Annotated in this window: 26 protein-coding genes, 1 pseudogene and 1 riboswitch; of the genes and pseudogenes, 22 read left to right on the top strand and 5 right to left on the bottom strand. The window is 38.2% G+C overall.

Annotated elements, in window-relative coordinates:
• Window positions 1-194: 194 nt before the first annotated feature.
• The 7 genes and pseudogenes from DVW83_RS09905 (at window position 195) to DVW83_RS15535 (ending at window position 7,551) form a co-directional block, all read left to right on the top strand.
• Window positions 195-1,412, top strand: a complete 1,218-nt coding sequence (locus DVW83_RS09905) for a pyridoxal phosphate-dependent aminotransferase (RefSeq protein WP_104660298.1) — start codon at window positions 195-197, stop codon at window positions 1,410-1,412.
• A gap of 195 nt (window positions 1,413-1,607) precedes the next feature.
• Window positions 1,608-2,444 carry a helix-turn-helix domain-containing protein gene (locus tag DVW83_RS09900; RefSeq protein ID WP_104660297.1) on the top strand — a complete coding sequence of 279 codons (837 nt, stop codon included), beginning with the start codon at window positions 1,608-1,610 and terminating at the stop codon, window positions 2,442-2,444.
• A 74-nt stretch (window positions 2,445-2,518) separates the two neighbouring features.
• Window positions 2,519-3,667, top strand: a complete 1,149-nt coding sequence (nagA, locus tag DVW83_RS09895) for an N-acetylglucosamine-6-phosphate deacetylase (RefSeq protein WP_104660296.1) — start codon at window positions 2,519-2,521, stop codon at window positions 3,665-3,667.
• A gap of 329 nt (window positions 3,668-3,996) precedes the next feature.
• Window positions 3,997-4,377: a MarR family winged helix-turn-helix transcriptional regulator gene (locus DVW83_RS09890; protein WP_104660303.1), complete on the top strand. Its 381-nt coding sequence runs from the start codon at window positions 3,997-3,999 to the stop codon at window positions 4,375-4,377.
• A gap of 80 nt (window positions 4,378-4,457) precedes the next feature.
• Window positions 4,458-5,834, top strand: a complete 1,377-nt coding sequence (locus DVW83_RS09885; protein WP_104660295.1) for an MATE family efflux transporter — start codon at window positions 4,458-4,460, stop codon at window positions 5,832-5,834.
• Between the two features lie 286 nt (window positions 5,835-6,120).
• Window positions 6,121-6,987 (top strand): annotated as a pseudogene (locus tag DVW83_RS09880) (ATP-binding cassette domain-containing protein).
• A gap of 261 nt (window positions 6,988-7,248) precedes the next feature.
• Window positions 7,249-7,551, top strand: a complete 303-nt coding sequence (locus tag DVW83_RS15535) for a hypothetical protein (RefSeq protein WP_224784394.1) — start codon at window positions 7,249-7,251, stop codon at window positions 7,549-7,551.
• 297 nt (window positions 7,552-7,848) lie between these two features.
• Here the strand turns inward: DVW83_RS15535 and DVW83_RS09870 are convergent, their stop codons facing one another.
• Together DVW83_RS09870 and DVW83_RS09865 are read right to left on the bottom strand one after the other, a co-directional pair.
• Window positions 7,849-8,127: a hypothetical protein gene (locus DVW83_RS09870; protein WP_224785120.1), complete on the bottom strand. Its 279-nt coding sequence runs from the start codon at window positions 8,125-8,127 to the stop codon at window positions 7,849-7,851.
• A gap of 99 nt (window positions 8,128-8,226) precedes the next feature.
• Complete coding sequence (locus DVW83_RS09865) at window positions 8,227-8,913, bottom strand: DNA/RNA non-specific endonuclease (protein ID WP_104660294.1); 687 nt, start codon at window positions 8,911-8,913, stop codon at window positions 8,227-8,229.
• Window positions 8,914-9,054: 141 nt separating this feature from the next.
• Between DVW83_RS09865 and DVW83_RS09860 the strand changes: the two genes are divergently transcribed.
• On the top strand, window positions 9,055-9,579 hold the full coding sequence (locus DVW83_RS09860) for an NfeD family protein (protein ID WP_104660293.1): 525 nt from the start codon (window positions 9,055-9,057) through the stop codon (window positions 9,577-9,579).
• 14 nt (window positions 9,580-9,593) lie between these two features.
• A complete protein-coding gene (locus DVW83_RS09855; protein WP_123862465.1) occupies window positions 9,594-11,075 on the top strand; it encodes a flotillin family protein in 1,482 nt (493 codons plus the stop codon).
• Window positions 11,076-11,187: 112 nt separating this feature from the next.
• Here the strand turns inward: DVW83_RS09855 and DVW83_RS09850 are convergent, their stop codons facing one another.
• Entirely contained in the window at window positions 11,188-11,790 is a 603-nt protein-coding gene (locus DVW83_RS09850; RefSeq protein WP_104660291.1) for an FUSC family protein, read from the bottom strand.
• Between the two features lie 109 nt (window positions 11,791-11,899).
• Here DVW83_RS09850 and DVW83_RS09845 point away from each other — a divergent pair, with 109 nt between their 5' ends.
• Entirely contained in the window at window positions 11,900-12,853 is a 954-nt protein-coding gene (locus DVW83_RS09845) for an aromatic acid exporter family protein (protein WP_104660290.1), read from the top strand.
• Window positions 12,854-13,057: 204 nt separating this feature from the next.
• Here DVW83_RS09845 and DVW83_RS09840 read toward each other — a convergent pair whose 3' ends face one another.
• A complete protein-coding gene (locus DVW83_RS09840; protein WP_104660289.1) occupies window positions 13,058-14,017 on the bottom strand; it encodes a Gfo/Idh/MocA family protein in 960 nt (319 codons plus the stop codon).
• A 187-nt stretch (window positions 14,018-14,204) separates the two neighbouring features.
• On the opposite strand from DVW83_RS09840, the gene DVW83_RS09835 reads away from it, so the two are divergent.
• From DVW83_RS09835 to purB, 9 genes are all read left to right on the top strand, one after another.
• Window positions 14,205-14,741: a hypothetical protein gene (locus DVW83_RS09835; protein WP_005876441.1), complete on the top strand. Its 537-nt coding sequence runs from the start codon at window positions 14,205-14,207 to the stop codon at window positions 14,739-14,741.
• Between the two features lie 13 nt (window positions 14,742-14,754).
• Complete coding sequence (locus DVW83_RS09830) at window positions 14,755-15,558, top strand: M15 family metallopeptidase (RefSeq protein ID WP_104660288.1); 804 nt, start codon at window positions 14,755-14,757, stop codon at window positions 15,556-15,558.
• 9 nt (window positions 15,559-15,567) lie between these two features.
• Window positions 15,568-16,182, top strand: coding sequence for a glycoside hydrolase family 73 protein (locus DVW83_RS09825; RefSeq protein ID WP_005876445.1), 615 nt, complete (start codon window positions 15,568-15,570; stop codon window positions 16,180-16,182).
• A 21-nt stretch (window positions 16,183-16,203) separates the two neighbouring features.
• Window positions 16,204-16,887, top strand: coding sequence for a hypothetical protein (locus DVW83_RS09820; RefSeq protein WP_005876447.1), 684 nt, complete (start codon window positions 16,204-16,206; stop codon window positions 16,885-16,887).
• Window positions 16,888-17,241: 354 nt separating this feature from the next.
• A riboswitch (purine riboswitch) is annotated at window positions 17,242-17,339 on the top strand.
• Window positions 17,340-17,474: 135 nt separating this feature from the next.
• Complete coding sequence (locus DVW83_RS09815) at window positions 17,475-18,056, top strand: xanthine phosphoribosyltransferase (protein ID WP_104660287.1); 582 nt, start codon at window positions 17,475-17,477, stop codon at window positions 18,054-18,056.
• 2 nt (window positions 18,057-18,058) lie between these two features.
• On the top strand, window positions 18,059-19,375 hold the full coding sequence (locus DVW83_RS09810; RefSeq protein ID WP_104660286.1) for a nucleobase:cation symporter-2 family protein: 1,317 nt from the start codon (window positions 18,059-18,061) through the stop codon (window positions 19,373-19,375).
• Between the two features lie 164 nt (window positions 19,376-19,539).
• Window positions 19,540-20,028, top strand: coding sequence for a 5-(carboxyamino)imidazole ribonucleotide mutase (gene purE, locus DVW83_RS09805; protein ID WP_104660285.1), 489 nt, complete (start codon window positions 19,540-19,542; stop codon window positions 20,026-20,028).
• Entirely contained in the window at window positions 20,021-21,145 is a 1,125-nt protein-coding gene (gene purK, locus DVW83_RS09800; protein ID WP_005876455.1) for a 5-(carboxyamino)imidazole ribonucleotide synthase, read from the top strand. Before purE ends, purK begins: the two co-directional genes overlap by 8 nt.
• Before the next feature lie 13 nt (window positions 21,146-21,158).
• Window positions 21,159-22,454, top strand: a complete 1,296-nt coding sequence (gene purB, locus DVW83_RS09795; RefSeq protein WP_104660284.1) for an adenylosuccinate lyase — start codon at window positions 21,159-21,161, stop codon at window positions 22,452-22,454.
• A 145-nt stretch (window positions 22,455-22,599) separates the two neighbouring features.
• On the opposite strand, the gene DVW83_RS09790 is transcribed toward purB, so the two are convergent.
• Window positions 22,600-22,974: a hypothetical protein gene (locus tag DVW83_RS09790; protein ID WP_005876458.1), complete on the bottom strand. Its 375-nt coding sequence runs from the start codon at window positions 22,972-22,974 to the stop codon at window positions 22,600-22,602.
• Between the two features lie 254 nt (window positions 22,975-23,228).
• Between DVW83_RS09790 and purC the strand changes: the two genes are divergently transcribed.
• Genes purC through purQ form a run of 3 tightly spaced genes read left to right on the top strand, consistent with a single transcriptional unit; the run spans window position 23,229 to window position 24,904 of the window.
• Entirely contained in the window at window positions 23,229-23,945 is a 717-nt protein-coding gene (gene purC / locus DVW83_RS09785; RefSeq protein ID WP_137239326.1) for a phosphoribosylaminoimidazolesuccinocarboxamide synthase, read from the top strand.
• 28 nt (window positions 23,946-23,973) lie between these two features.
• Window positions 23,974-24,228: a phosphoribosylformylglycinamidine synthase subunit PurS gene (purS, locus tag DVW83_RS09780; protein WP_005876462.1), complete on the top strand. Its 255-nt coding sequence runs from the start codon at window positions 23,974-23,976 to the stop codon at window positions 24,226-24,228.
• Between the two features lies 1 nt (window position 24,229).
• The gene (gene purQ, locus DVW83_RS09775; RefSeq protein WP_104660281.1) at window positions 24,230-24,904 is read left to right on the top strand and encodes a phosphoribosylformylglycinamidine synthase subunit PurQ; all 675 of its coding nucleotides are present in this window, start codon (window positions 24,230-24,232) and stop codon (window positions 24,902-24,904) included.

Below are 24,904 nucleotides of genomic sequence, written 5' to 3'. Positions count from 1 at the left end.
TTGTGGTTAAAAACATTGTACCGTAAAAGGGCTGTTACATGGCCTTTTATCTTTTACACAATTATATGGACTTTATCTTTTATGAAAAATATAGCAAATTTGGAAAGAATAGAGTATGATATTGGAATAAATATGTAAATAATAAAAAATCAGAAATTTCTAACTTTTTTTGAAAAGAGGGATTGGATAGTGTTATGAGAAAATTTGAAAAATCCAATAAACTAGAAGGTGTCAGTTACGATGTACGTGGCCCGGTTCTGGAAGAAGCAGAACGTATGCAAGAAGAAGGGGTCAGCATCTTAAAATTAAATACTGGGAATCCAGCTCCCTTTGGCTTTGAAGCACCGAATGAAGTCATTCGTGATCTGATTATGAACGCCCGTGAGTCAGAAGGATATTCTGATTCGAAAGGGATTTTTTCGGCAAGAAAGGCAATCCAACAATATTGTCAAGTCAAGAAATTCCCTAATGTGACTATCAACGATATTTATACTGGGAATGGTGTCAGTGAATTGATCACTATGTGTATGCAAGGGTTGTTGGATAATGGAGATGAAGTCTTAGTTCCAATGCCTGATTACCCTTTGTGGACAGCCTCTGTTTCTTTGGCAGGTGGTAATCCTGTTCATTATATTTGCGATGAAGAAGCAGAATGGTATCCAGATATTGCAGATATCAAAGCGAAAGTGACAAGTCGGACGAAAGCAATCGTCATCATCAATCCTAACAATCCGACTGGGGCGCTCTATCCAAAAGAACTTTTAGAAGAAATCGTAGAAGTCGCAAGACAAAACAATTTGATCATTTATTCAGATGAGATCTATGATCGTCTCGTTATGGATAGTAGAGAACATATTCCAATTGCGACCCTTGCACCTGATCTTTTTGTCGTTACCTTAAATGGGTTGTCTAAATCACACCGAGTGGCAGGATTTCGCGTTGGCTGGATGGTGTTAAGTGGCGACAAATCAAATGTACAAGGCTATATAGAAGGACTAAATATGCTTTCTTCGATGCGTCTTTGTTCGAATGTCCTTTCGCAACAAATCATCCAGACCGCATTAGGTGGGTACCAGAGTGTGGATGAATTACTTCTGCCGGGTGGTCGAATCTATGAACAAAGAGAATATATCTACAATGCAATCAATGATATTCCAGGGCTTTCAGCAGTAAAACCTAAAGCAGCATTTTATATCTTTCCAAAAATCGATACAAAACGGTTCAATATTTTCGATGATGAAAAATTTGTACTAGACTTTCTCCATGAACACCATATTTTACTTGTTCACGGTGGAGGATTCAATTGGCCTCAACCTGACCATTTTAGAATCGTTTATCTACCAAAAATGGATGATTTAAAAACAACCGCTGTTAAAATGCGTGAATTTTTATCAACCTATCGACAACAATAAAATTCAAAGCAAAGTGTTTACCTGAAAAGAGCCAAACGCAAAGGTTTAGGCTCTTTTTGGTATGAAGGCTAATAGAGTGAGGAGTAGAAACTAGCGAAGACTAAAATATTATGATGGGTCTTTTCTTGATGTTTCTTCAGTCGTAAAGTAAAATACTTGTATAATGCGAATATGCATATTTTGAGGAGGATACTTATGGAAACGTTAGTCGATTCCTTTGGTACAATCATAAAAGAAATTCGAAAAGAACAAAAAATGACACAAAAGATGCTTTCGCAAGATATCTGTTCACAAAGCGTTTTGAGCAGAATTGAAAATAACGAAGAATTGCCAAATGTTGTTGTAATGGCACAAATCTGCCAGCGACTAGGGGTAACAATCGATCATGTCATGAATTTATCAAAGGGAAAAGTTCGTTCTGCCTTGAAGCAATTCGAATTAACAGATTTGTACTTCCAGCAGCGAGATTATCGAAAATTAGAACAAGTGATCAAATCTTCAATGATGATCGAAAATCTCCATGATGCAGCTGATTATCAGAAATATTACTATTATTTAGGTGTGTGTGAGTTCACTCTTCGAAAAAATATTACTCAAGCACTTAGTTATTTAAAAGAAGCGTTAACTTATTCAAGCCAAAAAGATCGTATCCAAGTGTCAGATGTAGAGATCCAATTGATCAGTTGCATTGGAAAAATTTACGGTGTAGCTGGAAAAAGTGGTGAAGCAAGGTATTATCTGAGCCGAAGCATCCAATTATTCCATGAATCGATCGAGGATCGAACAAAGAGCGAATTTACGCAGATTTTTTATAACTATGGAAGCTTTTTATTGCATCAAGGAGAAATCGAGGCTGCCTTAGAACAGGTGAATCAGGGAATCAGATGGGCGCAAGAAAAGAACAGCTATTACTACTTGAACGATCTATTTATTTTGAAAAGTTTGATTTTTAAAAACAAAGGAGAAATAAATAAGGCGTTGTTCTATGAGGAATTAGCGCAAGCGGTGAAAAAAATCTCAAAAAGTTTATAAATGGTTTAGACCATTCTTGACTTCTCTCTGAAATAAGAGTACCTTAAAGGTAGCAAATCAAAGGAGAGAGTAGAATGAGAACATTTATCTATGCAGACAAATTCTTTTTGGCATCTGGTGTCAAAAATGCAGGTTATCTTGAAATCACTGATGGACTTTTTGGGGATTATTCTCAAAAAACACCAGAGGGAGAAGTCAATATCATCGACCAAAGTGGAAAATGGATCGCACCTGGTTTAGTGGATACGCATATCCATGGTTATATGAACCATGATGTGATGGATAACGATGCAGAAGGCGTGAAAGCGATGTCTGAAGGCCTGTTGTCTTGTGGTGTTACGTCATTCTTGCCAACAACGTTAACATCAAGCAAAGAACGCTTACGTGACGTTGCGGAAACGATCGGTAAGATGTATCAAGAAGCTCCAGGAGCAAAAATCAAAGGTATTTATTTTGAAGGACCTTTCTTTACAGAAGAACATAAGGGTGCGCAAAATCCAAGTTACTTTGGTGACCCAGATTTGAATACTTTCCATGAATGGCAAGAAGCTTCTGGTGGTTTGATCAAAAAGATCGCATTAGCTCCAGAACGTAATGGTGTAGAAGAGTTTGTTAAACAAGTAACTGAAGAAGGCGTGGTTGTTTCTTTAGGTCACAGTAATGCAACGCTTGACGAAGCACAAAAAGCAGTTGAAGCTGGGGCAAGTGTCTTTGTTCATGCTTATAACGGTATGCGTGGGTTGAATCATCGTGAACCTGGTATGGTTGGGGCATTATTGTCACTTGAACATGTTTTCTCAGAATTGATTTGTGACGGGCGTCATGTCCATCCAAATGCTGCACAAATCCTAATGGAAAAAGCTGGCCATGACCATGTGGCATTGATCACTGACTGTATGATGGCTGGTGGGATGCCAGATGGAAACTACAATCTAGGCGAATTTCCTGTAGTAGTAAAAGAAGGTACAGCACGTTTAGAGTCTGGTAACCTTGCTGGAAGTATCTTAAAATTAAAAGAAGCAATCAAAAATGTCGTTGACTGGGGATTAGCTACACCAGAACAAGCAGTGATGATGGCAAGCTTAGTTCCAGCTATCAGCTGTAAGATCGATGATACTTGCGGAAAAATTGCTAAAGGACGCGATGCTGACTTTATCGTATTGAATCCTGATATGACGTTAGATGCCACATATTTAGATGGTGTAGAACGTTTCCACGCTTAGATTCCTATTGCTTAAGCGTGAATGGAACAGTTAACAGCAAAATAAAGTAGAGCATAACCGATTGGAGAAATAAAGCAGACTCCAATTCAAGGACTATAAATAAAAAATGTATAAAAATAGTGGAACTCTTTTTATGATTTGGTAGTAGAAGGCGTTTCAGTATGATAAAAAGTGGGGCAATAGTCAAAAGACAATTTGATTATTGCTCCACTTTTTTAGAGAAGAACTATTGGTTCTAGGTACTTTCTTAATAATTAGATATCTAATTATTTTGAAAAGGGGGATTCATTTTTGATAAAATGGTCGTTTCCAATTTACTACGGTCAATCATGAACAAATCTCGCGAATCGATGGAGCAACGTGTCAAGGATATGGATGTCAGTCCGCAACAAGGGCGAATGATCTCTTACATTGCGCAAAATGAAGACAAGGGTTTAATTCAAAAGGACTTAGCAGAAGTATTTCAACGCCGTGGAGCAAGTATCACGAGTATGTTGCAAGGGTTAGAGAAAAAAGGGTATATTGAGCGACGCATTCCTGCAGATAACGAGCGACAAAAAAATATCTATGTTCTACCAAAAGGAAAAGCGTTAGTTGATGAAACAAATGAAGCCTTTTATGCAGCTGAGAAAGAATTGGTCCATGCGCTGAATGAAAAAGAAGTCCAACAATTGACGGAGTTGTTAAGAAAAATCGATCGCAGCCTTTAATCAACAAGCAGTGTTTACCTGCTTGTAACAAAATAGTTAGAAGTCTAACATTTAAAAATCTAACAAAAGAAGGAATTACCATGGAAGAATTTGAAGTGAATGAATCAAATATTTACTATTTAAAAGAAAGTCCGATTCGCAAAACCATTGCTCATTTATCGATTCCAATGATGGTCGGGATCTCAGCGACAACGATTTACAATTTGATCAATGCGTACTTCATTGGTTTGATCCACGATATGAATATGATGTCCGCAATTACCTTAGCAATGCCTATCACGATTATTTTAATGGCTGTTGGAAATATGTTTGGAGTCGGTGGAGGCAGCTTTATCACACGGTTGCTAGGTAATGGGGATACCCAAAAAGGGAAGAAAGTTGCTGGCTATTCTTTCTACGCAAGTATCATTTTGGGGATTATCATCGGTATCGTAGCGATTATTTTTATGAATCCCATTGTTCATCTACTAGGTGCGGATGGTCAAACTATGCTTTATACTAAACAATATATCACGATTTTATTTGCTGGTGGCGGGGCTTTTATCTTGAACTTTGCCTTAGAACAATTGGTTCGTTCAGAAGGGGCTTCGAAAGAATCAATGTACGGCATGTTCATTAGTGTTGCGGTCAGTATCATATTAGATGCCTTGCTGATTTTAATCTTTAACCTCCATGTAATCGGTGCAGGGATATCGATCGTGATCGCAAATCTTGCCTCTACAATTTATTATATTTGGTTTTTGGAGAATAAAAGTGAATCATTGCAAGTTTTTTTAAAGCATTTTAGACTTTCATTCAAAGATCGGTTAGAAGTCTATAAAATTGGTATCTCTGAATTGTTTAAATCGACGTTTATGATCGTTACAACTTTATTATTGAATAATTTCTCTGTTGAATATGGTAACAATGTTGTTGCCAGCTTTGGTATTGCTGTTCGAATCACTCAGTTGCCAGAATTTTTGACAATGGGCTTATTCCTAGGAGCAATGCCGCTATTTGCCTACAGTTTTTCTGCTCATGATACAAAACGTTTAAAAGAATCGTTGAAGGAAGTTTCGTTGTGGATCGGAGGTATCTCCATTTTCTTTGCGCTCATTGTTTACCTATTCCGAGTGCCTGTATTGGAGTTATTTACTAGTGATCCAGGTGTCATCCAAGTAGGATTGACAATCCTAGCTGCACAATTGGTCTCTTCAGTGTTCAACGGCTTCTCAGGTCTATTTACGGGCATCTTCCAGGCCTCTGGTTATGGATTTCAGACAGGCGTGATGTCAACGATCCAAGGCACTTTCTTTATTCCAGTTGTTTTGCTATTACATCACTTCCACGGCTTGGATGGTTTGATCTGGTCAATGACGATTACAGAAGGTATCGCGTTTATTGCTGGTGTAATCATGCTTGTTCCCTACTTGAGGAAATTGAATAAAAATGAGCTACCAGCCTTGCAAGTACAATAAGAAGAGTAATCAAAAAAAGAGGTCGAGATAAAAGTGTTTCTTACTTTTGTCCCACATTCATTTCCTACGTTTAGTCAAGTACTAAATGATAGTTGAATACGAAGAATGATTCCAGAATAAAATGGATCTTAGATAATAGACACTGGTAAAAAAATGTCAGTGAAACAATTATCTAGGGTCCATTTTAAAATCTGGTCGTTTTTTATTAAAAATTCCTAATGGCTAAATGATTTTGGGAAGCTAGTTGTTCATTACTAGTGAAAGGTCAAAAACAGAAGGGAGAAATATGAAAAATAAAAATCAGAAACTATACCTTGCTCAGTTTGTTGCAACTATTTTTATGGTAATGATTCATTCTGGAACGGTTATAGGAAACCCAATTGCACACTTCATTTTGAAAAGTATGATCTGTCGGTCAGTTGGCCCTTTTTTCTTTATCAATAATGCTTATTTTTTTCACTTAAACGCCTCTAAGAATGGTGAAGATATTTCGTTAAATGGGGAGATGTTTAGATCAGTATTAGGATTTCTACCCAAGATTTCAGTTATTATGCAGACTTTATAGGGTTGAAGTTTATGCTCTATATCGCTGCATTAAAAGGCTTAAGAGGAAAGTTAGCGAAATAGAGATCCTTGGAATTACTTGGTTTAGTTGGGTTATCGGAGCAAAAAATCAAGAAAATCAAGAAATATTCAGGGGGAATGAAGCAACGTTTAGGTATTGCACAAGCGATAATCAATGACCCCAAAGTGTTGATTCTTGATGAACCTACAGTTGGGTTAGATCCGAAAGAACGGGTGAGATTCCGAAATTTGATCAGTTCGTTATCAGATAACACGATAATCATTTTATCCACTCGTATTGTTTCGGATGTTGAATCTATTTCGGATGAGGTACTTGTTTTAAATAAGGGAGTTATCCAGGATCGAGGTTCCGTGAATCAATTACTGAAAAATATTGAAAATAGTGTTTGGGAAGTGAGAATACCACAGAGAGAAATGAAATCGTATTATCATAGTTTTTTTATCAGTAATCAAAAATATGAAGAGGATGATGTGGTATTACGGATAATATCCGCAAAAAAATAGAAAACTAGAGGATCTATACCTCTATTATTTCAGAACGGAGGTTTTAGGAGAATGCAGATTTTAAAATTTGAGTTTTTAAAGATTTTTAAAAATAAATCATTCATTGGTGCTTGAGTCGTTCTATTGATGAGTATTATGGCTATCATATTCATTTGATTATTCTTACGGTATTTGGATGTTTTATGGATTTAGTGGATGGATACAAGCGTACAGGCTAATCTAGATTGGCGAATAGTCGATTTTCCTCTTGAATGGAATATGTTACAGATATATATTTGGTATTTGCTTCCATCTTATAGGCTTACTATTTGTTTCAGGCCTTACAATGTTAGTATTGAGTTTGTGTAGTTCGCCATTTAGTGCGTTGGCAATTTCTTTGGGTCTGTTTTTTGTCCCACAAGCATTGAAGCAACTTCTTGTGACTGGTCTACCAAACAAAATTCTTTATCTTTTCCCAATCAACACTTTTGAAATCGACAAAGTATTGTTATGGATTAGTCGGGATAACATGTTTTTCTTTCACTCTTTTATCGCTAATATCAGCTTGATTGCGATGGTGATGTTGGGAATGAAATTTGGGAGCGATTTGTTAGTATATTTACGAATGAAAAAGTTAAGTTTAGCGTAATACTACGTTTGATTAGCTTAACTTTTGAACAACGGTTGGATAAATGAATGTAAGGTATATCATTTTTTGAAGAGATGAGTTCTTTGAACGGAAACTTGGCTAAGATGAATACTCATTTTTGAAGAGGTCAACAAAGTAAGGAGGTCGAGACAAAAGTCGTTCAGGTTTGAGAAATTGACTTTTGGACGCCGTTTATTCGCGAGTCTGTAGCAAACCTGATTTTTAGATTTGTCCCACGCTCGATTTTGGTTTATTTGAAGTAGTGCTCCTTTGTACTGACCAATCGATCAAATGATTTTATTTAGAGAAAAAATAAGTGATCGATTGAGTAGAGTTTGCGTAGTTAATTAGTAAATGGGCGAAACTATTATGAAAGTGAAGAATCTCATCTGGAAAATGAGAACGTGGAAGCAACAATACTTGTTCTTCTTTCGCAAATAAATGATCGCCATCGATCGTTCGAGCCACCAACCGATAGTTAGTGAATAGTTGCTCGAAAAATAGGGTATCAGAAGATTGGTCAGTCATTGTTGAAAAGATACTATTTTTTAAATGCGGTAGTGGGGGAAAGAACACTAATTCTTCGAAAGCATCGATTTGTTTTTTTCTTAACCATTCGAGTGTCTCGTCAAGGGAATATTTTTTTTGGGATAACTGCTCAAACAGAATAAACACCTACTTTTTATTTGGGATAACTACTTTGAAATCGATCGTTGTGTTAGAAGCCAGTCCTTTTGCCTCTAAAATGATGATTTCCGGGATCAATTCTTGTCCTGAATATTGAGGAATCACACGGTAGCGGATCGTTTCACCTTTATTCAAAGCATGACGAATTTTTAATTCATAATAGTTCATATATGGATCATTTACAGGATACTGATATAAAGTGACCAGATTTTTAGGGTCATCACCGCTACCACCAAATTGTTTTGCGATCAAATGACCACGGGAATGATCGTATTTTGGACCAGAGATGAAACCAGGTGGGCGTATTTTTCGATTAGCACTGGTTCCAGTATTGATCATTGCCTTTTTCAATAAAGCTTCTGCGCCAGTTGGTCGTTTCAAATGATCAAGCGGATCGTAGCTGATCCAGCCTTCTGACGTATCCTTTAGCTCGCTGTTGGTAAAAGTGGCAGGGCCTGATTCTTGAGGCCCACTGTTGGTTCCCACGGGTTTTAAGTCTGCTTTAGTAGGTAATGCAGAACTTCGGTGTCCAATTGAACTATCCGTGATTTTCGTATTCTCAGATACTTGATTTTGCGAAGTATCGTGAGTGGATGGATCAAGTCCATACCAGCTGGCTGCGCCAACAATCAGTAGGGTGACCAATGTTCCCCACAGTTTAGTTAAGTTTTTCATTTTTTCACCTCGATTATTAGTATAAACGATAATCAAATGCAGGCAAAGAAGAACAAATAAATCGATGTTATTTGCGAAAGAAGCTATACAGGAAATTCTTCTATTGGTATGATAGACGTAGAAGATGAAGGAGGCGATAAAATGATAGGGGGAGTGTCACTAGAAGTTATCTATTGGTATACCTTGTTGGTGTGCGCTGGAATAGCAATTATTCTAGTCGTTTTTGGAGATATATTTGATTTTGATGGGCCAATCGACCCGATGCTTATCGTTCCTTGGTTAACGTTTACTAGTTTGTTTGGTTTTTTAGGAGAACGTTTAACACCGTTGCATTCCGTACTAATACTTATTATTAGTGGAGTTATTGCAACCGTTTTAGTTTTTTTGCTTAATTTTTACGTGCTGATGCCGATGAAGAACGCTGAATCGACCTTATCTGCGTCCGAAAAGACATTGGAAGGGCAAATGGCTGAGGTGATCACACCGATACCGGTAAAAGGAATGGGTGAGATCAGACTAAAAAGTGTCACTGGTTCGATCAGCCGACCTGCTTGTTTTTATGCACCACAAGATTCACCTGCTGAACGTGGCGAACGAGTACTTATTATTGAAGTGAAAGATAGGGTCTGTTACGTCACACCTTATGAAGAGATGTTAAAAATGTAAAGGAAGTGTATTGAATGGTAGTACCAGAGATTTTTGTAGTAATAGGTGTTGCAGTGTTAGTGTTATTGATGTTGTTGATTGTTTTTGTCGCAAAATACCAAACAGCTAAACCAGATGAAGCACTGATCATCAGCGGTAGTTACTTAGGAAGTAAAAATGTCCATACCGATGACAGCAACAATAAGATCAAGATCGTACGAGGCGGAGGAGCATTTGTTTTACCTGTGTTTCAGCGTTCGAATCGCATCAGTTTGCTTTCTAGTAAACTGGATGTATCCACGCCAGAAGTCTACACTGAACAAGGGGTCCCTGTGATGTGTGATGGGACTTCGATCATCAAAATCGGTTCATCCGTAGAAGAAATCGCTACTGCTGCTGAACAGTTTTTAGGCAAAACAAAAGAAGAACTAGAAAATGAAGCACGAGAAGTATTAGAAGGACATCTGCGTTCAATCTTAGGTTCAATGACTGTGGAAGAGATCTATCAAAATCGTGATAAATTTAGTCAAAGTGTTCAAGAAGTCGCCTCAGTGGATCTAGCAAAAATGGGGCTGATCATCGTTTCCTTCACAATCAAAGAAGTACGAGACAAAAATGGATACTTAGATTCTTTAGGGAAACCAAGAATCGCTCAAGTGAAGCGTGATGCAGATATTGCCGAAGCCGAAGCGTTTAAAGAAACGCGTATCAAAAAAGCTGAAGCAGAAAAAGAATCACAAGCTGCTGAATTACAACGACAAACTGAAATCGCTGAAGCGTTGAAAGAAAAAGAACTGAAACTTGCTACTTACAAACAAGAACAAGATATAGCTAAGGCCAAAGCAGACCAAGCCTATAATTTGGAAAGTGCACGTGCGCAACAACAAGTTATTGAACAAGAAATGCAAGTGAAAGTCGTTGAAAGACAAAAACAAATCGAATTAGAAGAAAAAGAAATCATCCGCCGTGAAAAGCAATATGATTCAGAAGTGAAGAAAAGAGCAGATGCAGACCGCTATGCTAAAGAACAAGAAGCTCAAGCTCAAAAAGCTAGAGAAGTAGCAGAAGCGGAAGCTGAACAGTTCCGAGTAGAAGCATTAGCACAAGCCGAAGCGAATAAAACGCGATTGGCAGGGCAAGCCGAAGCGGAAGCAACGTTAGCCAAAGGAAAGGCAGAAGCCGAAGCAAAACAAAAAATTGCAGATGCTTTCAAAGAATATGGAGAAGCTGCTGTGTTGAGTATGGTGATCGAAATGTTGCCACAATTGATGCGAGAAGCTGCGCAACCTTTAGGGAATATCGAAAAGATTTCTGTAGTGGATACAAGTAGCGGTACTGGAGAAAATAGTGGGGCGAATCGAGTAACAAGTTACGCAACGAATCTTTTATCATCCACTCAAGAAACATTAAAAGAAACGACTGGGTTAGATATCAAAGACATCATTGAGAACTTATCAAATCGCGGAACGATGAAACAAGTCAATCTGTACGATACAAAAGTAGACTCAGAAGAATAACATCGAATTAATGGATAATGAAAAAACTAGTGTCTCTATCTGACAGATTCCCTTTATCTTTAAAGAAATATTTAGGGATATCTGATGGGGAGACACTAGTTTTTTATATGTATTACTGGTCAAGATGACTGTTTTGTTTCTTGATCTGTTCCTCGACTTTTGCTAGATCCTCACGCAGTCGTTCTTCTCTTTTTTTTAGTTCAACAAGGTCTTCTGCTAATTCTTCTTTCTTCTCGATTTCTGGCGGGCGCAAGAAGAAATTGATCCCGATTGCAATAAATGTTCCGATAAAAGTATCTAGGACTCTCTGAATCGCATACAAGGAGGATTCACCTTGCGGAATACTTAAAGAAATCAAAAGTAGCGTAGCGATGGCGGAAATGATACCTGAATTATTATCGATTCCGTCAGATACAACAATGACAACGATAACTAAAAGAGGAAGCAAAAAAAGTTCTACGAGAAAATCATTGTGAAAATAGTTTTTGACAAAAAAATAGAAAATCCCTAAGAGTCCTCCTAATGTATTGCCGATGATTCGTGAACGGCCAAAGGAAACTGTAGTAGTCAAATCTTGTCTTAATGAGAAAACAGCAGACAAAGCGGCGATCATAGGAAGGCCGCGATTAGATATATGAAAAAACAAAATACATAAGAAAACGGCTAAAGCAGTTTTTGTGGTTCGCATACCGAGGCGAAAACGACCAAATTGCATAGAGTGATCTCCTTATTCTCCTTTTTAATAGGATAACTAATTTTCTGGAAGATTGCTAGTGTTTCGTTGTTGCTTTTAGTATAATCCTAAGAAAAGGAAGAGGTGACTTATGCGTATTGGATTACGAACAGTAAAAACGGTTTTGAGCAGTATGTTGTCGATGGCGGTTGCCCATGCCTGTTCCTTGTTGTTTTGGCCCTCAGCAGGGATCATTGCATTATTGAGTGTTGGGAATACGAAACGATCGACTTTATACACAGGCATCTATCGAATCACGGCCTTTATTCTTGCTACATTGGTTGCTTTTATTAGTTTTTCTGTTTTAGGATATACGATTCTAGGTTTTGGGTTATTTTTATTGTTGTTCATACCTGTGACAGTTTATTTTAAATTGACCGAGGGAATCGTTGTCAATTCAGTATTAGTTACACACTATTTAAGTGAACAAAATATGAGTTGGTCTTTGATCGGCAACGAAGCAGGGTTGATGGCAATTGGCGTTTTATTTGCCCTGCTTGCAAATATATATATGCCGAATACCAAACGAAGACTTCAAGAAAAACAATTGGTGATCGAAAAAAGATTTCGCATGATCTTAAAGAATATGGCTCAGTTTCTTCTTTCAGGTGAGCAGATAGAGAATGAAAAAGCCTGTGAAGAATTGCTTGTTTTTATTCGTACCAGTCAAACAGATGCCAGAATACACCAAGAAAACTTTTGGTTGAAACAGACACAATATTATGAGACTTATTTTTCGATGAGACGTGCGCAAGTGAATGTGATTAGAGATATGCAGGATACGCTTCAAAGAATCAAACGCCCAGATTTATATGGTAAACATATCTATGGTTTATTGATCTATACTGCAGAGACTTTTTCTGAAAGAAATGATGGGAAAGAGTTGCTAGAACGAATTGAAGCAGTGTATGACCTATATCGTGACATGCCATTACCAAAAGATCGATTAGAATTTGAGGAACGTGCAGAGTTATTCCAATTTCTACAATCTTATAAGAGTTTTATTGAAATAAAAGCAGAATTTTCGCAACAAGTTAGTTTTTAGAAGAGAAATCACTGGATAACAGACGGAGAAACAGTGCATTTATAGGTGGGTCACTAATGTAGCTTGATGTTTTTAAGATTTATGGAGACGTGCAAAAAAAGAAAACCTCCAGTTTTTGTTGTAACCAATGTGGAACAGAAGCGATATACGCGACAGTTGGGTTTACTGATACTGGAGGTCCATATTTTTAATGTGTGGTTGAGCCTACTTTTCTTTTTCCCAAAGTTTTTGCATGTCATCAAGGAGAGCGATGACATCTTTCGTTAAGAAAAGTGATTTGTTAGGGCGCTCACCGGCGATTATTTTAGTCATATTTTCAATTTCATAGTTCATTGCTTGTGCAGTATAACCACTTTCGATCCATTCTTTGGTGCCATCGTTATAGGTTATTTCTGCACGATCAGCACGAGGGTAATCGGTGATCGTTAAGTAACCATTCTCAAAGGCAACAATCCCAACTTTCGGCATTTTTGCTTGGAATGTAAGACTGATCGTCGCCATTTCATTTTCTTTGTTTCTTAAAAGAGTGACAGATTGTTCATCGACGCCAGTCTTAAAGGGAACCATACTGGATGCGATGACTTCTGGTTGAGAACTTAAAAAGAAACGAGCGAAAGACACAGCATAGGTACCGATATCTAACAAAGCTCCACCAGCAAGTTCTGGATTAAAAAAGCGATTGGTTGGGTCGGGTTCTTTGTAACTGCCAAAGGGTGCTTGGATCATTTTTAACGCTCCTAGTTTTTGGGAGTCGATCAAGGAGCGTAATTGCTGATAAAGTGGCATATTGAAAATGGTCATAGCTTCCGCTAAAACTAACTGCTTTTCTTCTGCCAATTTCATGGCTTTCGCTAATTCATCTTTATTCATTGTGATTGCTTTTTCGCACAAGACGTGTTTGTTTGCATGCAGTGCTTGCAAAATATAGTCGATATGCTGCCGGTTAGGAACAGCGATATAAATGATATCGATTGCTTCATCATTCAAAAGTTCTGTATAACTGCCATATGCTTTAGGAATAGCGTAGCGTTTGGCGAAAGTTTCTGCTTTTTCTAATGTTCTTGAGGCAACTGCTGCCAATTCGCTCGTTTCTTGTTCAAAGCTGTTGGCAAATTCATGGGCGATCGAACCTAGACCGACGATGCCCCATTGATACTTTTTCATACTTCAAAACTCCTTCTCGTGTTATATTTAATAGAGAGTCTTATCATTTAGCGCTCTGTGTTCCCTGACTTGATTATAGCAAATATCTCTTTGTTTTTTCAGTCAAAACACTTTAGATAAGAAAGAATAAAGAAGTAGTGATTTTTTTAGGAATTTTAAGTAAAATAAATTAGAGGAGGAGATTATCGTGCATCAAGTATACGTTGATCTTATTATTAGTGTATTACTCGAACAATTTGAGACAGAAAAGAATTTTTTAGATGATTATTTATTGATTAGCGAGGAGCAGTGGCAAGGTTGGAAAACTGGAGAAAAGAATCTTCCTTCTGAAGCCATGCAAAAGATCAAAAATCTCTTTACAGATTATGAATGGATGCTGACACAAAAGATTTTACGTCAGACGATCATTTTCCCTGAAAAAAGGACGACTGCTGTAGCAGAATATAAACAAATCAAAACGAGGATCGCTCAAAAATGGTTAGGAGCAGGGATCGCTAAAGTAGAATTGATCCCATTGAAAAATGATCAATATCTCAGTCGGTTTCTTGACTTGAAAGTAAGTATTAACTATGATGAATGGGGTTATGATGACATCTTGAATTTCCGTCTGCCTGCTGATATCCAAAAGCAGATCGAAGGAGAAAAGGTGGAACTCCTGGATTGGGTAAACGAAAATTTAGAAGAAACTTACGTTCATGAAAAGGAAGAGCCAAAAGAAGAATGAAAGGATTTTTTAATTGAATAAAGTATTAGGATTTGCAGCGGTCGTGATCATGATCGGGGCTATGGGATATGTCATAGTCAGTGAGCAACATACATCAACTGCCGTAGAAGCTGAAAAACAAACAACGGAGAAAGTTCAGACCACAACTTCATCCAGTAATGAAAAGAAGACAAGTACTTCAACTAAGAAAACAAAAAATAACCTACCAGATGTTAAGGCTGAGGATTGGGAGTTGATTCTTGTCGGACCCGATCATAAGCTCGATCAAGAAATTGATGAAGCAACACAATTGACTGCTTTAGACAATGGGTATATGATCGATAAACGCATCAAAGCAAATTACGAGGAACTTGAGAAAGCAGCTGAAGCAGCGGGGTTTCCGTTAGTGATGGTCTCTGCTTATCGTTCAGTTTCCTCTCAACAAGCTGTCTTTTCCCAAAATGTACAGCAAGTGATGAGTAGTAAAGGTGTTTCTGAAGATGAAGCAACAAAAATCACAAAGCAGACGATTACAGTTCCTGGGTATAGTGAACATCATACGGGCCTGGCTGTCGATGTAGTAGATAACAATTGGTACAACAATTATACTTCTCAACTGCTAGACGCAAGTTATGGCGACCAGCCAGGTGCGAAATGGATCGCTGAGAATGCGCCGAAGTTTGGGTTCATCGTTCGATATCCAAAAGATCGTCAGGATATAACGAAAATCACTTATGAACCATGGCATTTGCGTTATGTAGGAAAAGAAAGTGCGGAATATATCACGAAGCATGATCTGACGTTGGAAGAGTACTTGGATCAATTGAAAGAAAAATAGGAGTATCCGATGGCCAAAAAAAAATGGAAAAAGCAAAAGCGTAAAAATGTCCGTATTATTGCTGTTGTTTTGGGTGGTATATTGATCATGATGGCTTTTGTTCTTTCTTTACGAAGTTTGTCCACACCGTTTTCAGATCAACCACAAGAAACTGAAGCAAAAAGCCATCAACAGTTTATTGATCAGCTTGCTCCGCATGCGAAAGAATTACAAAACGGTTATGGAATCTTGCCTAGCATTATTTTGGGACAAGCGATCCTTGAATCGAATTGGGGAAAAAGCACCTTAGCTAGCGAATACCACAACCTTTTTGGAATCAAAGCATACGGGGATCAAAAAAAAGTAAATCTAGAAACCAAAGAATATGTGAATGAAGAATGGATCACGATCCAAGGCGATTTTCGCGTATATGATTCTTGGGAGCAATCGATGGATGATCACACACAACTTTTTGTGAATGGCGTGGACTGGAACCCCGCATTATATGAAAAAGTAATTACAGCAACGAATTATCGTGAAGCCGCACAAGCACTGCAAGATGCAGGGTATGCGACGGATCCGACCTATGCACAAAAGATCATTCAAGTCATTGAGACATATCATCTGGATCAGTACGATCAATAACAGGGAAAAGGAAGTGGCACTATGGCGGAACAATTTATTCCGGAGATCATGACAGAATTACGTAAAGATATCGTAAAAGTACCCGAAGTAATCATGGAAGCAAGTGGAATCAAGATTTTTGGGAAATTGATCCGCTCCATCATCTTTACCACAGATATAGCAATTGTCAGAAATACAAATGCAAATGCGGTCATTGCCGTCTATCCATTCACGCCACATCCAGCAATTACTAAAAGTATTATTGAAGCAGCAGATATCCCAGTATTCTCTGGTGTGGGCGGTGGTCTTACTCAAGGTGCGCGGTCTTCTTATATGAGTCTGTTTGCTGAAGCGCAAGGTTCCCTCGGGGTGGTACTTAATGGTCCAACGCCATTAGAAACGGTCCAAGAAGTCTGCCAAGTGGTGGATATTCCTGTAATCAGTACGGTCACATCGAAATATACAGAAATCGATGAGAAGCTTGAAGCAGGAATCACGATCATTAACATTAGCGCAGGAAAAGAAACTGCTGAAACAGTCAAATATTTTCGAGAAAGATACCCAAAGTTGCCTATTATAGCTACAGGAGGTCCTACTGAAGAAAGTATCAGAGAAACGATAGAAGCAGGCGCCAATGCAATTACGTACACTCCGCCAAGTAATGGTGAGCTATTCAGTCGGAAAATGGAAAAATATCGAAAAATCGAAAAAAATGATCAATCTTGATATTCCTAAATAAAGTTGGAAACAAAAAAGAGTGGGATAAACAGTCTTTATTGCTTCTGACTTTATTTTTTTAGTTTGATCTTTAAGAAAACCCGAACAAAATCGATATTCAAAATTAGAAATATTAGATTTTAGAAAAAAACGCTGAAACTTGGTTGTCAGTTTCAGAAACAAATGTTAGACTATTTTCAATATTTGAAACATAACAGTCGTTCAAGTACTTGGATGACTACGAAAAAACTATTTTGATCTATCCGCCTATTTTTGGCATTTTTCTTAATAAAAGTCAGAAAAACGATTGTTTGATCATGTAAGAGCTAGCGTATGCTTCGTTCTAGTAGTTGGTTATAATTGTTTTTCTGATCATCCTCTACTTATATATCGTCATGATAAGGTTGACAGTATCTAGCCAGTACCGTAAATACTGGACTATAAGTAAAAGAGTGTTTTGTACACCCTTTTTTACTTATCGTTAAGTAAACGGGTGTTTTTTATTCACGCTGAACCGAGCGGAAAATAGGAATAATTGGACTTTTTTGTGAAAAGTGGTTATTTTTGTATTAATAAATGAAAAAGGAGCAAATAAAGTGAAAGAATTAGTTGAACGTATTCAAAAAGATGGACATGTTTTGGGTGAAGGAGTGTTAAAAGTTGATAGCTTTGTCACACACCAAGTCGATCCAGTATTGATGGAACAAATGGGACAGCGTTTTGCAGAAGTATTCAAAGAAAAAGGAATCACAAAAGTAGTAACGATCGAAGCTTCTGGTATCGCCCCAGCTTTATTTGCGGCAAAAGAGTTGAATGTACCGATGATCTTCGCCAGAAAAGCGAAAAGCTTAACAATGGATGAAGAATTACTGACAGCATCTGTTTATTCATTTACGAAACAAGTAACCAGTACGATCTCTATTTCTCGTAAGTTTTTGTCTGCAGAGGATAAAGTATTGATCATTGATGACTTTTTGGCGAATGGACAAGCAGCAAAAGGGTTAATCGAACTATGTCGTCAGGCTGGAGCTGAAGTCGAAGGTATTGGCATCGTCATCGAAAAATCTTTCCAAGATGGTCGTCAATTATTGGAAGAGATGGGATTAAGAGTTGTTTCACTTGCGCGGATTGCTTCTTTATCCAATGGGCAAGTCGAATTTCTTGAGGAGGACGCATAATCGTGGAAAAAGAAACACAAAATGGCAAAGCCGCTGTCCTAGGCTTACAACATTTACTGGCGATGTATGCAGGTGCTGTAGCTGTCCCATTGTTGATCGGTACAGGATTAGGGTTTAATCAAGAACAAATGACTTATCTTATTTCCATCGATATCTTTATGTGTGGATTAGCCACACTGCTACAATTGACTGTCAACCGCTTTTTCGGTATTGGCTTACCGGTCGTGCTAGGATGTGCGATCCAAGCAGTGGCCCCCTTGATTTTGATTGGTAGTAGTAAAGGTGTTGGTGCCATCTATGGTTCGATCATCGCTTCGGGAATCTTCGTTGTTTTGATTGCCGGTTTCTTTTCTAAAATCAAAAAATTATTTCCGCCGATCGTTACAGGAACAGTTATCACTGTTATTGGGCTAACGTTAATTCCTGTTGCTATTGAAAAAATGGGTGGTGGGGATTCAGCTGCCTCAAACTTTGGCGATAAAACGAATTTGTTATTAGCGTTTGTGACCATCTTATTGATCGTGGGGGTTCAAATGTTAGGAAAAGGCTTCATTCGTTCGATTGCTGTCCTGATCGGGTTAGTTGGTGGCAGTCTTTTGGCAGCGTTCATGGGGTTGATCGACTTGAGTGCGATCGGTCAAGCACCATTATTCCATGTTCCGCAACCTTTTTACTTTGGTAAACCGACCTTCGATGTTTGGTCGATCCTATTGATGATCATCATTTCAATGGTCAGTATGGTTGAATCAACAGGTGTTTATTTTGCATTAGGGGATATTACAGGCAAAAAAGTCGGAGAAGAAGAATTGAAAAAAGGGTATCGTGCAGAAGGTTTAGCTGTGATTTTGGGTGGGATCTTTAATACATTTCCTTATACTGGTTTTTCTCAAAATGTTGGTTTAGTTCAACTTTCAGGTATAAAAACTAGAAAACCGATTTATTTTTCTGCCTTTTTCTTGATCGTTTTGGGTCTGTTTCCTAAAATCGGTGCATTGGCACAGATCATCCCTGAACCAGTATTGGGCGGTGGCATGCTTGTCATGTTCGGTATGGTTGCTGTCCAAGGAATCCGTATGTTATTAGAAGTTGATTTTACAAATGATAAAAATCTTTTGATTGTCGCAGTTTCGATTGGTTTTGGCCTAGGTTTCAATATCATGCCGAACTTATTCAGTCGGTTGCCTGAAACAGTACAAATGTTTACAGGAAACGGTATCGTCATGAGTAGTGTGACTGCAATTATTCTAAACTTGATCTTTAATGGGTTCAAAAAAGATGAAGAAATACTGGAAGAAGCGATAGCAAGAAAAAATAAATAGAAAAGATCAAATATAGAGGAACATGTAAAAATGTTCCTCTATATTTTTGCTCTAGATAAAACACGAACAATTTTGCAAATTGTTTAGATAATATTCGAAAATTCTTTGACAACAAAAAAACTCATTGCTAAAATATGGATGTAAAAGAGAGAGAGGAGAAAGACATGAGTGCAACAGTTTCTGTGATTATGGGAAGTACCTCCGATTGGGAGACGATGATAAATGCTTGTGACATTTTGGATGAATTCGAGATTCCTTACGAAAAAAAGGTGGTGTCTGCACATCGGACACCTGATTTGATGTTTCAATATGCGAAAGAAGCACGTGCGAGAGGAATCAAAGTGATTATTGCAGGTGCAGGTGGTGCTGCTCATCTACCGGGGATGGTGGCTTCTCAAACGACACTACCAGTTATTGGTGTGCCGGTACAAACACGAACATTGAATGGATTGGATTCGCTACTATCGATTGTTCAAATGCCTGGAGGAGTGCCGGTTGCAACGACGGCAATCGGAAAAGCAGGGGCAATTAACGCTGGACTACTTGCGATAGAGATGCTTTCAATGTATGATTTAAAGTTGGAGGCTAAATTAGCGCAACGACGCTCAATGTTAGCAGAAACTGTTATAGAAAGTAGTGATCAACTTGGTTAAACCTTTGTTGCCTGGATCAACGATCGGGATCGTCGGTGGCGGTCAGCTTGGCCGCATGATGGCGATCAGCGCGAAAGAAATGGGCTTTAAAGTAGGTGTTCTTGATCCTGTAATTGATTGTCCAGCTGCACAAGTGGCAAATTGGACGATTCAAGGAACCTACGATGACACGTTTGCACTAGAAGAACTTGCTAGAAGAACAGATGTTATCACTTATGAATTCGAGAATGTCAGTGTCGAAGCACTTAATGCGATTTTACCAATGTCATTTATCCCCCAAGGAACGGATCTATTGGCAATCACACAGGACCGGCTGTTAGAAAAGTCCTTTTTGGAAACAAACAACATCGTCATCGCTCCTTATGCGACAATCGTTAGCCCAACGGATATCCAAGATGCAATTGACGGTATCGGGTATCCTTGTGTATTGAAAACAACGCGAGGAGGATACGATGGAAAAGGACAATATGTATTGAGAAGTCGTACAGATCTTGCTCCAGCGATGGATCTGTTAAGAGAAGGGACTTGCGTATTGGAAGCATGGATCCCTTTTGAAAAAGAAATCTCAATCATGGTAGCAGGGAATGGCCAAGGCGAATATAGTACATTTCCAGTAGTTGAAAATATCCATCGTAACAATATTTTACACGAAACGATTGCACCAGCTCATGTTTCTAGTGAAGTAATCGAAGAAGCAGAACGGATCGCTCGAGTAATTGCCGAAGCGGTGAGCTTGTCGGGCGTTCTAGGTGTCGAGTTGTTTTTGACGAAATCAGGTGGATTATACGTGAATGAACTAGCACCACGTCCGCACAATTCAGGACATTACTCCATCGAAGCTTGTTCGATGAGTCAGTTTGATGCCCATATCCGTGGAATTTGTGGTTGGCCATTGAGTGACAAAGTTCGTTTGCTCAGCGATGCAGTCATGGTAAACGTATTAGGAGAACAACTGCTTGAAAGTTATCATCTAATCGACAAAAAGCCTGACTGGCAATTTCATTTTTATGGGAAATCACAAGCGAAAAAAGGTCGTAAAATGGGACATATCACCATTTTGACTGAAGATATCCAACAAACATTGGATGAAATAAAGAAAACCAATATTTGGGATTAAAGGAGAATAATTGATGCTAGAACGTTATACACGACCTGAAATGGGCAATATCTGGACAGAACAAAATAAATATCAAGCATGGCTTGAAGTGGAGATCTTAGCTGATGAAGCTTGGGCCGAATTAGGAGAAATCCCTAAAAAAGATGTACAAAAAATCAGAGAACATGCTTCATTCGATATTGACCGAATTTTAGAAATCGAAAAATCGACACGTCATGATGTTGTGGCCTTCACACGCGCAGTTTCGGAAACGTTAGGTGAAGAGAGCAAATGGGTCCATTACGGATTGACAAGTACAGATGTTGTCGATACAGCTTATGGCTATCAGATCAAACAAGCAAATGATATTTTAAGAGAAGATTTGAAACGTTTTACAGCAATTATTGGCGAAAAGGCAAAAGAACATAAGTTGACAGTCATGATGGGGAGAACGCATGGGGTACATGCTGAACCAACGACTTTTGGTTTGAAATTGGCTACTTGGTATTCTGAAATGAAGAGAAATATCGAACGTTTTGAACATGCTGCCAAAGGAGTGGAAGCTGGCAAAATCTCTGGTGCAGTGGGTACGTTTGCCAACATCCCGCCTTTTATCGAAGAATATGTTTGTGACAAGTTGGGTATTCGCCCACAAGAAGTGTCTACACAAGTTTTGCCACGGGATCTACATGCAGAATATTTTGCAACAATGTCCTTGATTGCAACGAGTATCGAGCGTTTTGCGACGGAGATACGCGGATTGCAAAAATCTGAGACACGAGAAGTAGAAGAGTTTTTCGCTAAAGGTCAAAAGGGGTCCTCTGCAATGCCTCATAAGCGAAACCCGATTGGATCAGAGAATATGGCTGGGTTGGCGAGAGTGATCCGCGGTCATATGGTCACGGCGTATGAAAATGTGTCATTGTGGCATGAAAGAGATATCTCACATTCTTCAGCAGAACGCATCATTTTACCTGATACGACGATCTTATTGGATTATATGTTGAATCGTTTTGGGAATATTGTTAAAAATCTAACGGTTTTCCCTGAAAATATGAAACGAAATATGTCTGCTACGTTTGGCTTGATCTATAGCCAACGTGTTATGCTTAAATTGATCGACAAGGGTATGACAAGGGAAGAAGCTTATGACTTGGTGCAACCAAAAACGGCATATGCTTGGGACAACCAAGTACAATTCCGTCCGTTATTAGAAGAAGATCCAGCCATTACTTCGGTTTTATCGAAAGAAGATATCGATGACGCGTTTGATTATCGTCATCATTTGAAAAATGTGGATACGATTTTTAAACGGGTAGGATTAGAATAAACAACGAATAGTTGAATATAAAAAAGTTACTGTTTTATAGTGCAACGATCACTAGAACCGTTTCAACCTATCAGAATAACCAAAAAAGGTACGACAAAGGGATTGTCGTACCTTTTTTGGTATCTATGACTGCAAGGTTCAAAAACTATGCGTAAACAGCGTGATCTCCATAAGCAAAATGTTGTGTATGAAGTAGCTGTAATAATTCTTCAATAAAAGTATAAGTGAATTCTTGTTGATCGTAGGTTACTTGAATTCGATAATGGTTTTTAAAAAGTCTTTGTTCATGAATTTGGCAGATGACCAAATGATGCTTCGTGTTTGTTTGAAACTGAAACGTTCTTTTCCGGCATTCCGTTCGTCGTTTAGCCGCACGACGGATTTTACGGAAGGTATAAAAGCTCGTATCTTTGTTACATAAATAGACATCTTTGATTGAGAGCAAGTCATTATACAGACGGGCTTTCTCTTCTGGTGATAATTCAGATAAAAAACGTTTGGCATAGGTTGACTCTTCCATTCAATTACCTCCTTGAACAAAGTATCCAAGTTTATTTAATTCTACTATAGCACCATTTTTTATCTGTGTAAACGCTTGTCAAAATTTCCCATCAGCTTTAAAAGATAAAAACACGAACATTAGACAATTTTAATGGTAAAAATGTACATATTTATATTGATTGATCTGACAAGCCTTGTTAAAATCAAAAGTGAAAACACGAACATAAAGAAGCGGTTTGCTGATGAATGTAAAGTAACTAAGGAGATGGAACTGTGGATAAAAGAGATTTGCTCTATGAAGGAAAAGCCAAGAAAATGTATCGTACTAGTGATGAAGAAGTGATTTGGATCGAGTATCTCGATCAAGCCACTGCGCTTAACGGTGCAATGAAAGATGAGATCGTTGGTAAAGCAGAACTGAATAATCAAATCACAAGTAAGATATTCAATTATCTAAACGAGCAAGGTATTGAGAATCATTTTATTGAACAACTATCAAAACACGAACAATTAGTAAAAAAATTAAATATCATTCCTTTAGAAGTAGTCGTGCGTAATGTCGCTGCAGGGAGCTTTTCTAAACGTTTGGCGATACCAGAAGGACAAACGTTACCTCAGCCCATTGTTGAATTTTATTACAAAAATGATCAACTAGATGATCCGTTTATCAATGATGAACATGTTTTGTTTTTGAAGGTAGCAACGATGGCGGAAATTGCTGAATTAAAGGAACAAGCCAAACGAGTGAATGATGCTTTGGTACCATTGTTCAAACAGATCGGCTTACAACTGATCGACTTTAAATTGGAATTTGGTAAAACCAGTGATGGAGCTGTTCTTTTAGGAGATGAGATTTCTCCTGACACGTGTCGCCTTTGGGATCTAGAAACGGAAGCCCACATGGACAAAGATGTTTACCGCCGAAAAATCGGTGAGATCGTCCCTGTATATAAAGAAGTATTGAATCGCTTAGAAAAAATCAATCAATAAAAAACAATGGGTAAAAGGAGAAAAGCACATGTATTTTGTAAAAGTCTATGTCACCTATAAAGATTCTGTTTTAGATCCTCAAGGAGAAGCGGTCAAGAATGCCGTTCATCGTTTAGGGTATGACACTGTAGAAGAGATTCGAATCGGCAAATACTTCGAGATCCAAGTCTCAGCAGAGAAACAGGCAGTTGAAGAAACGATCGAAGCAATCTGTGACAAATTGTTGGCGAATGTCAATATGGAAACGTATCGTTATGAAATCGAACAATTGGAGGAAATCTAATATGAGATTTGCTGTGGTCGTCTTTCCTGGATCAAATTGTGATGCAGATATGTTATGGGCAATACGTGAAATCATGGGTGTCGAAGCCGATTACGTTCGTTATGATGAAACTTCATTAGCAGGTTTTGATGGTGTTTTGCTTCCTGGTGGATTCTCCTATGGTGATTACTTGCGTTGTGGAGCGATTGCCCGTTTTTCATCGATCATGGAAGAAGTGATTCGTTTTGCAAATGAAGGAAAACCAGTTTTTGGCACCTGTAATGGTTTCCAAATATTGACGGAAGCAGGCCTGCTTCCAGGTGTCTTGAGAAGAAATGATTCTTTACGCTTTATCTGTAAGTCAGTGCCGTTAAAAGTGAATAACCAGACACCTTTTACTTCGGAATATGGGACCGATGAAGTCATTCAGTTACCTGTAGCACATGGGGAAGGAAATTATTTTTGTGATGAAGAGACCTTACAGGAATTGAAAGAAAACAATCAGATTGCCTTTACTTACGCTGCTGAAAATATTAATGGCAGTGTAGCACATATTGCAGGGATCACGAATAAAAAGGGAAATGTACTAGGGATGATGCCTCATCCAGAAAGAGCGATGGAAGAATTGTTGGGCTCAGAAGATGGAAAACGATTTTTTGCTTCAATGATCAAGAACTTTGGAAAGGTGACTGTTTGA

It is taken from the genome of Enterococcus sp. VV15, from assembly GCF_005236045.1.
In the GTDB taxonomy this organism is placed as follows: domain Bacteria; phylum Bacillota; class Bacilli; order Lactobacillales; family Enterococcaceae; genus Enterococcus_B; species Enterococcus_B durans.
The sequence above is the reverse complement of the archived record's forward strand: the minus strand, read 5'-3'. Positions and strand labels throughout refer to the sequence as shown.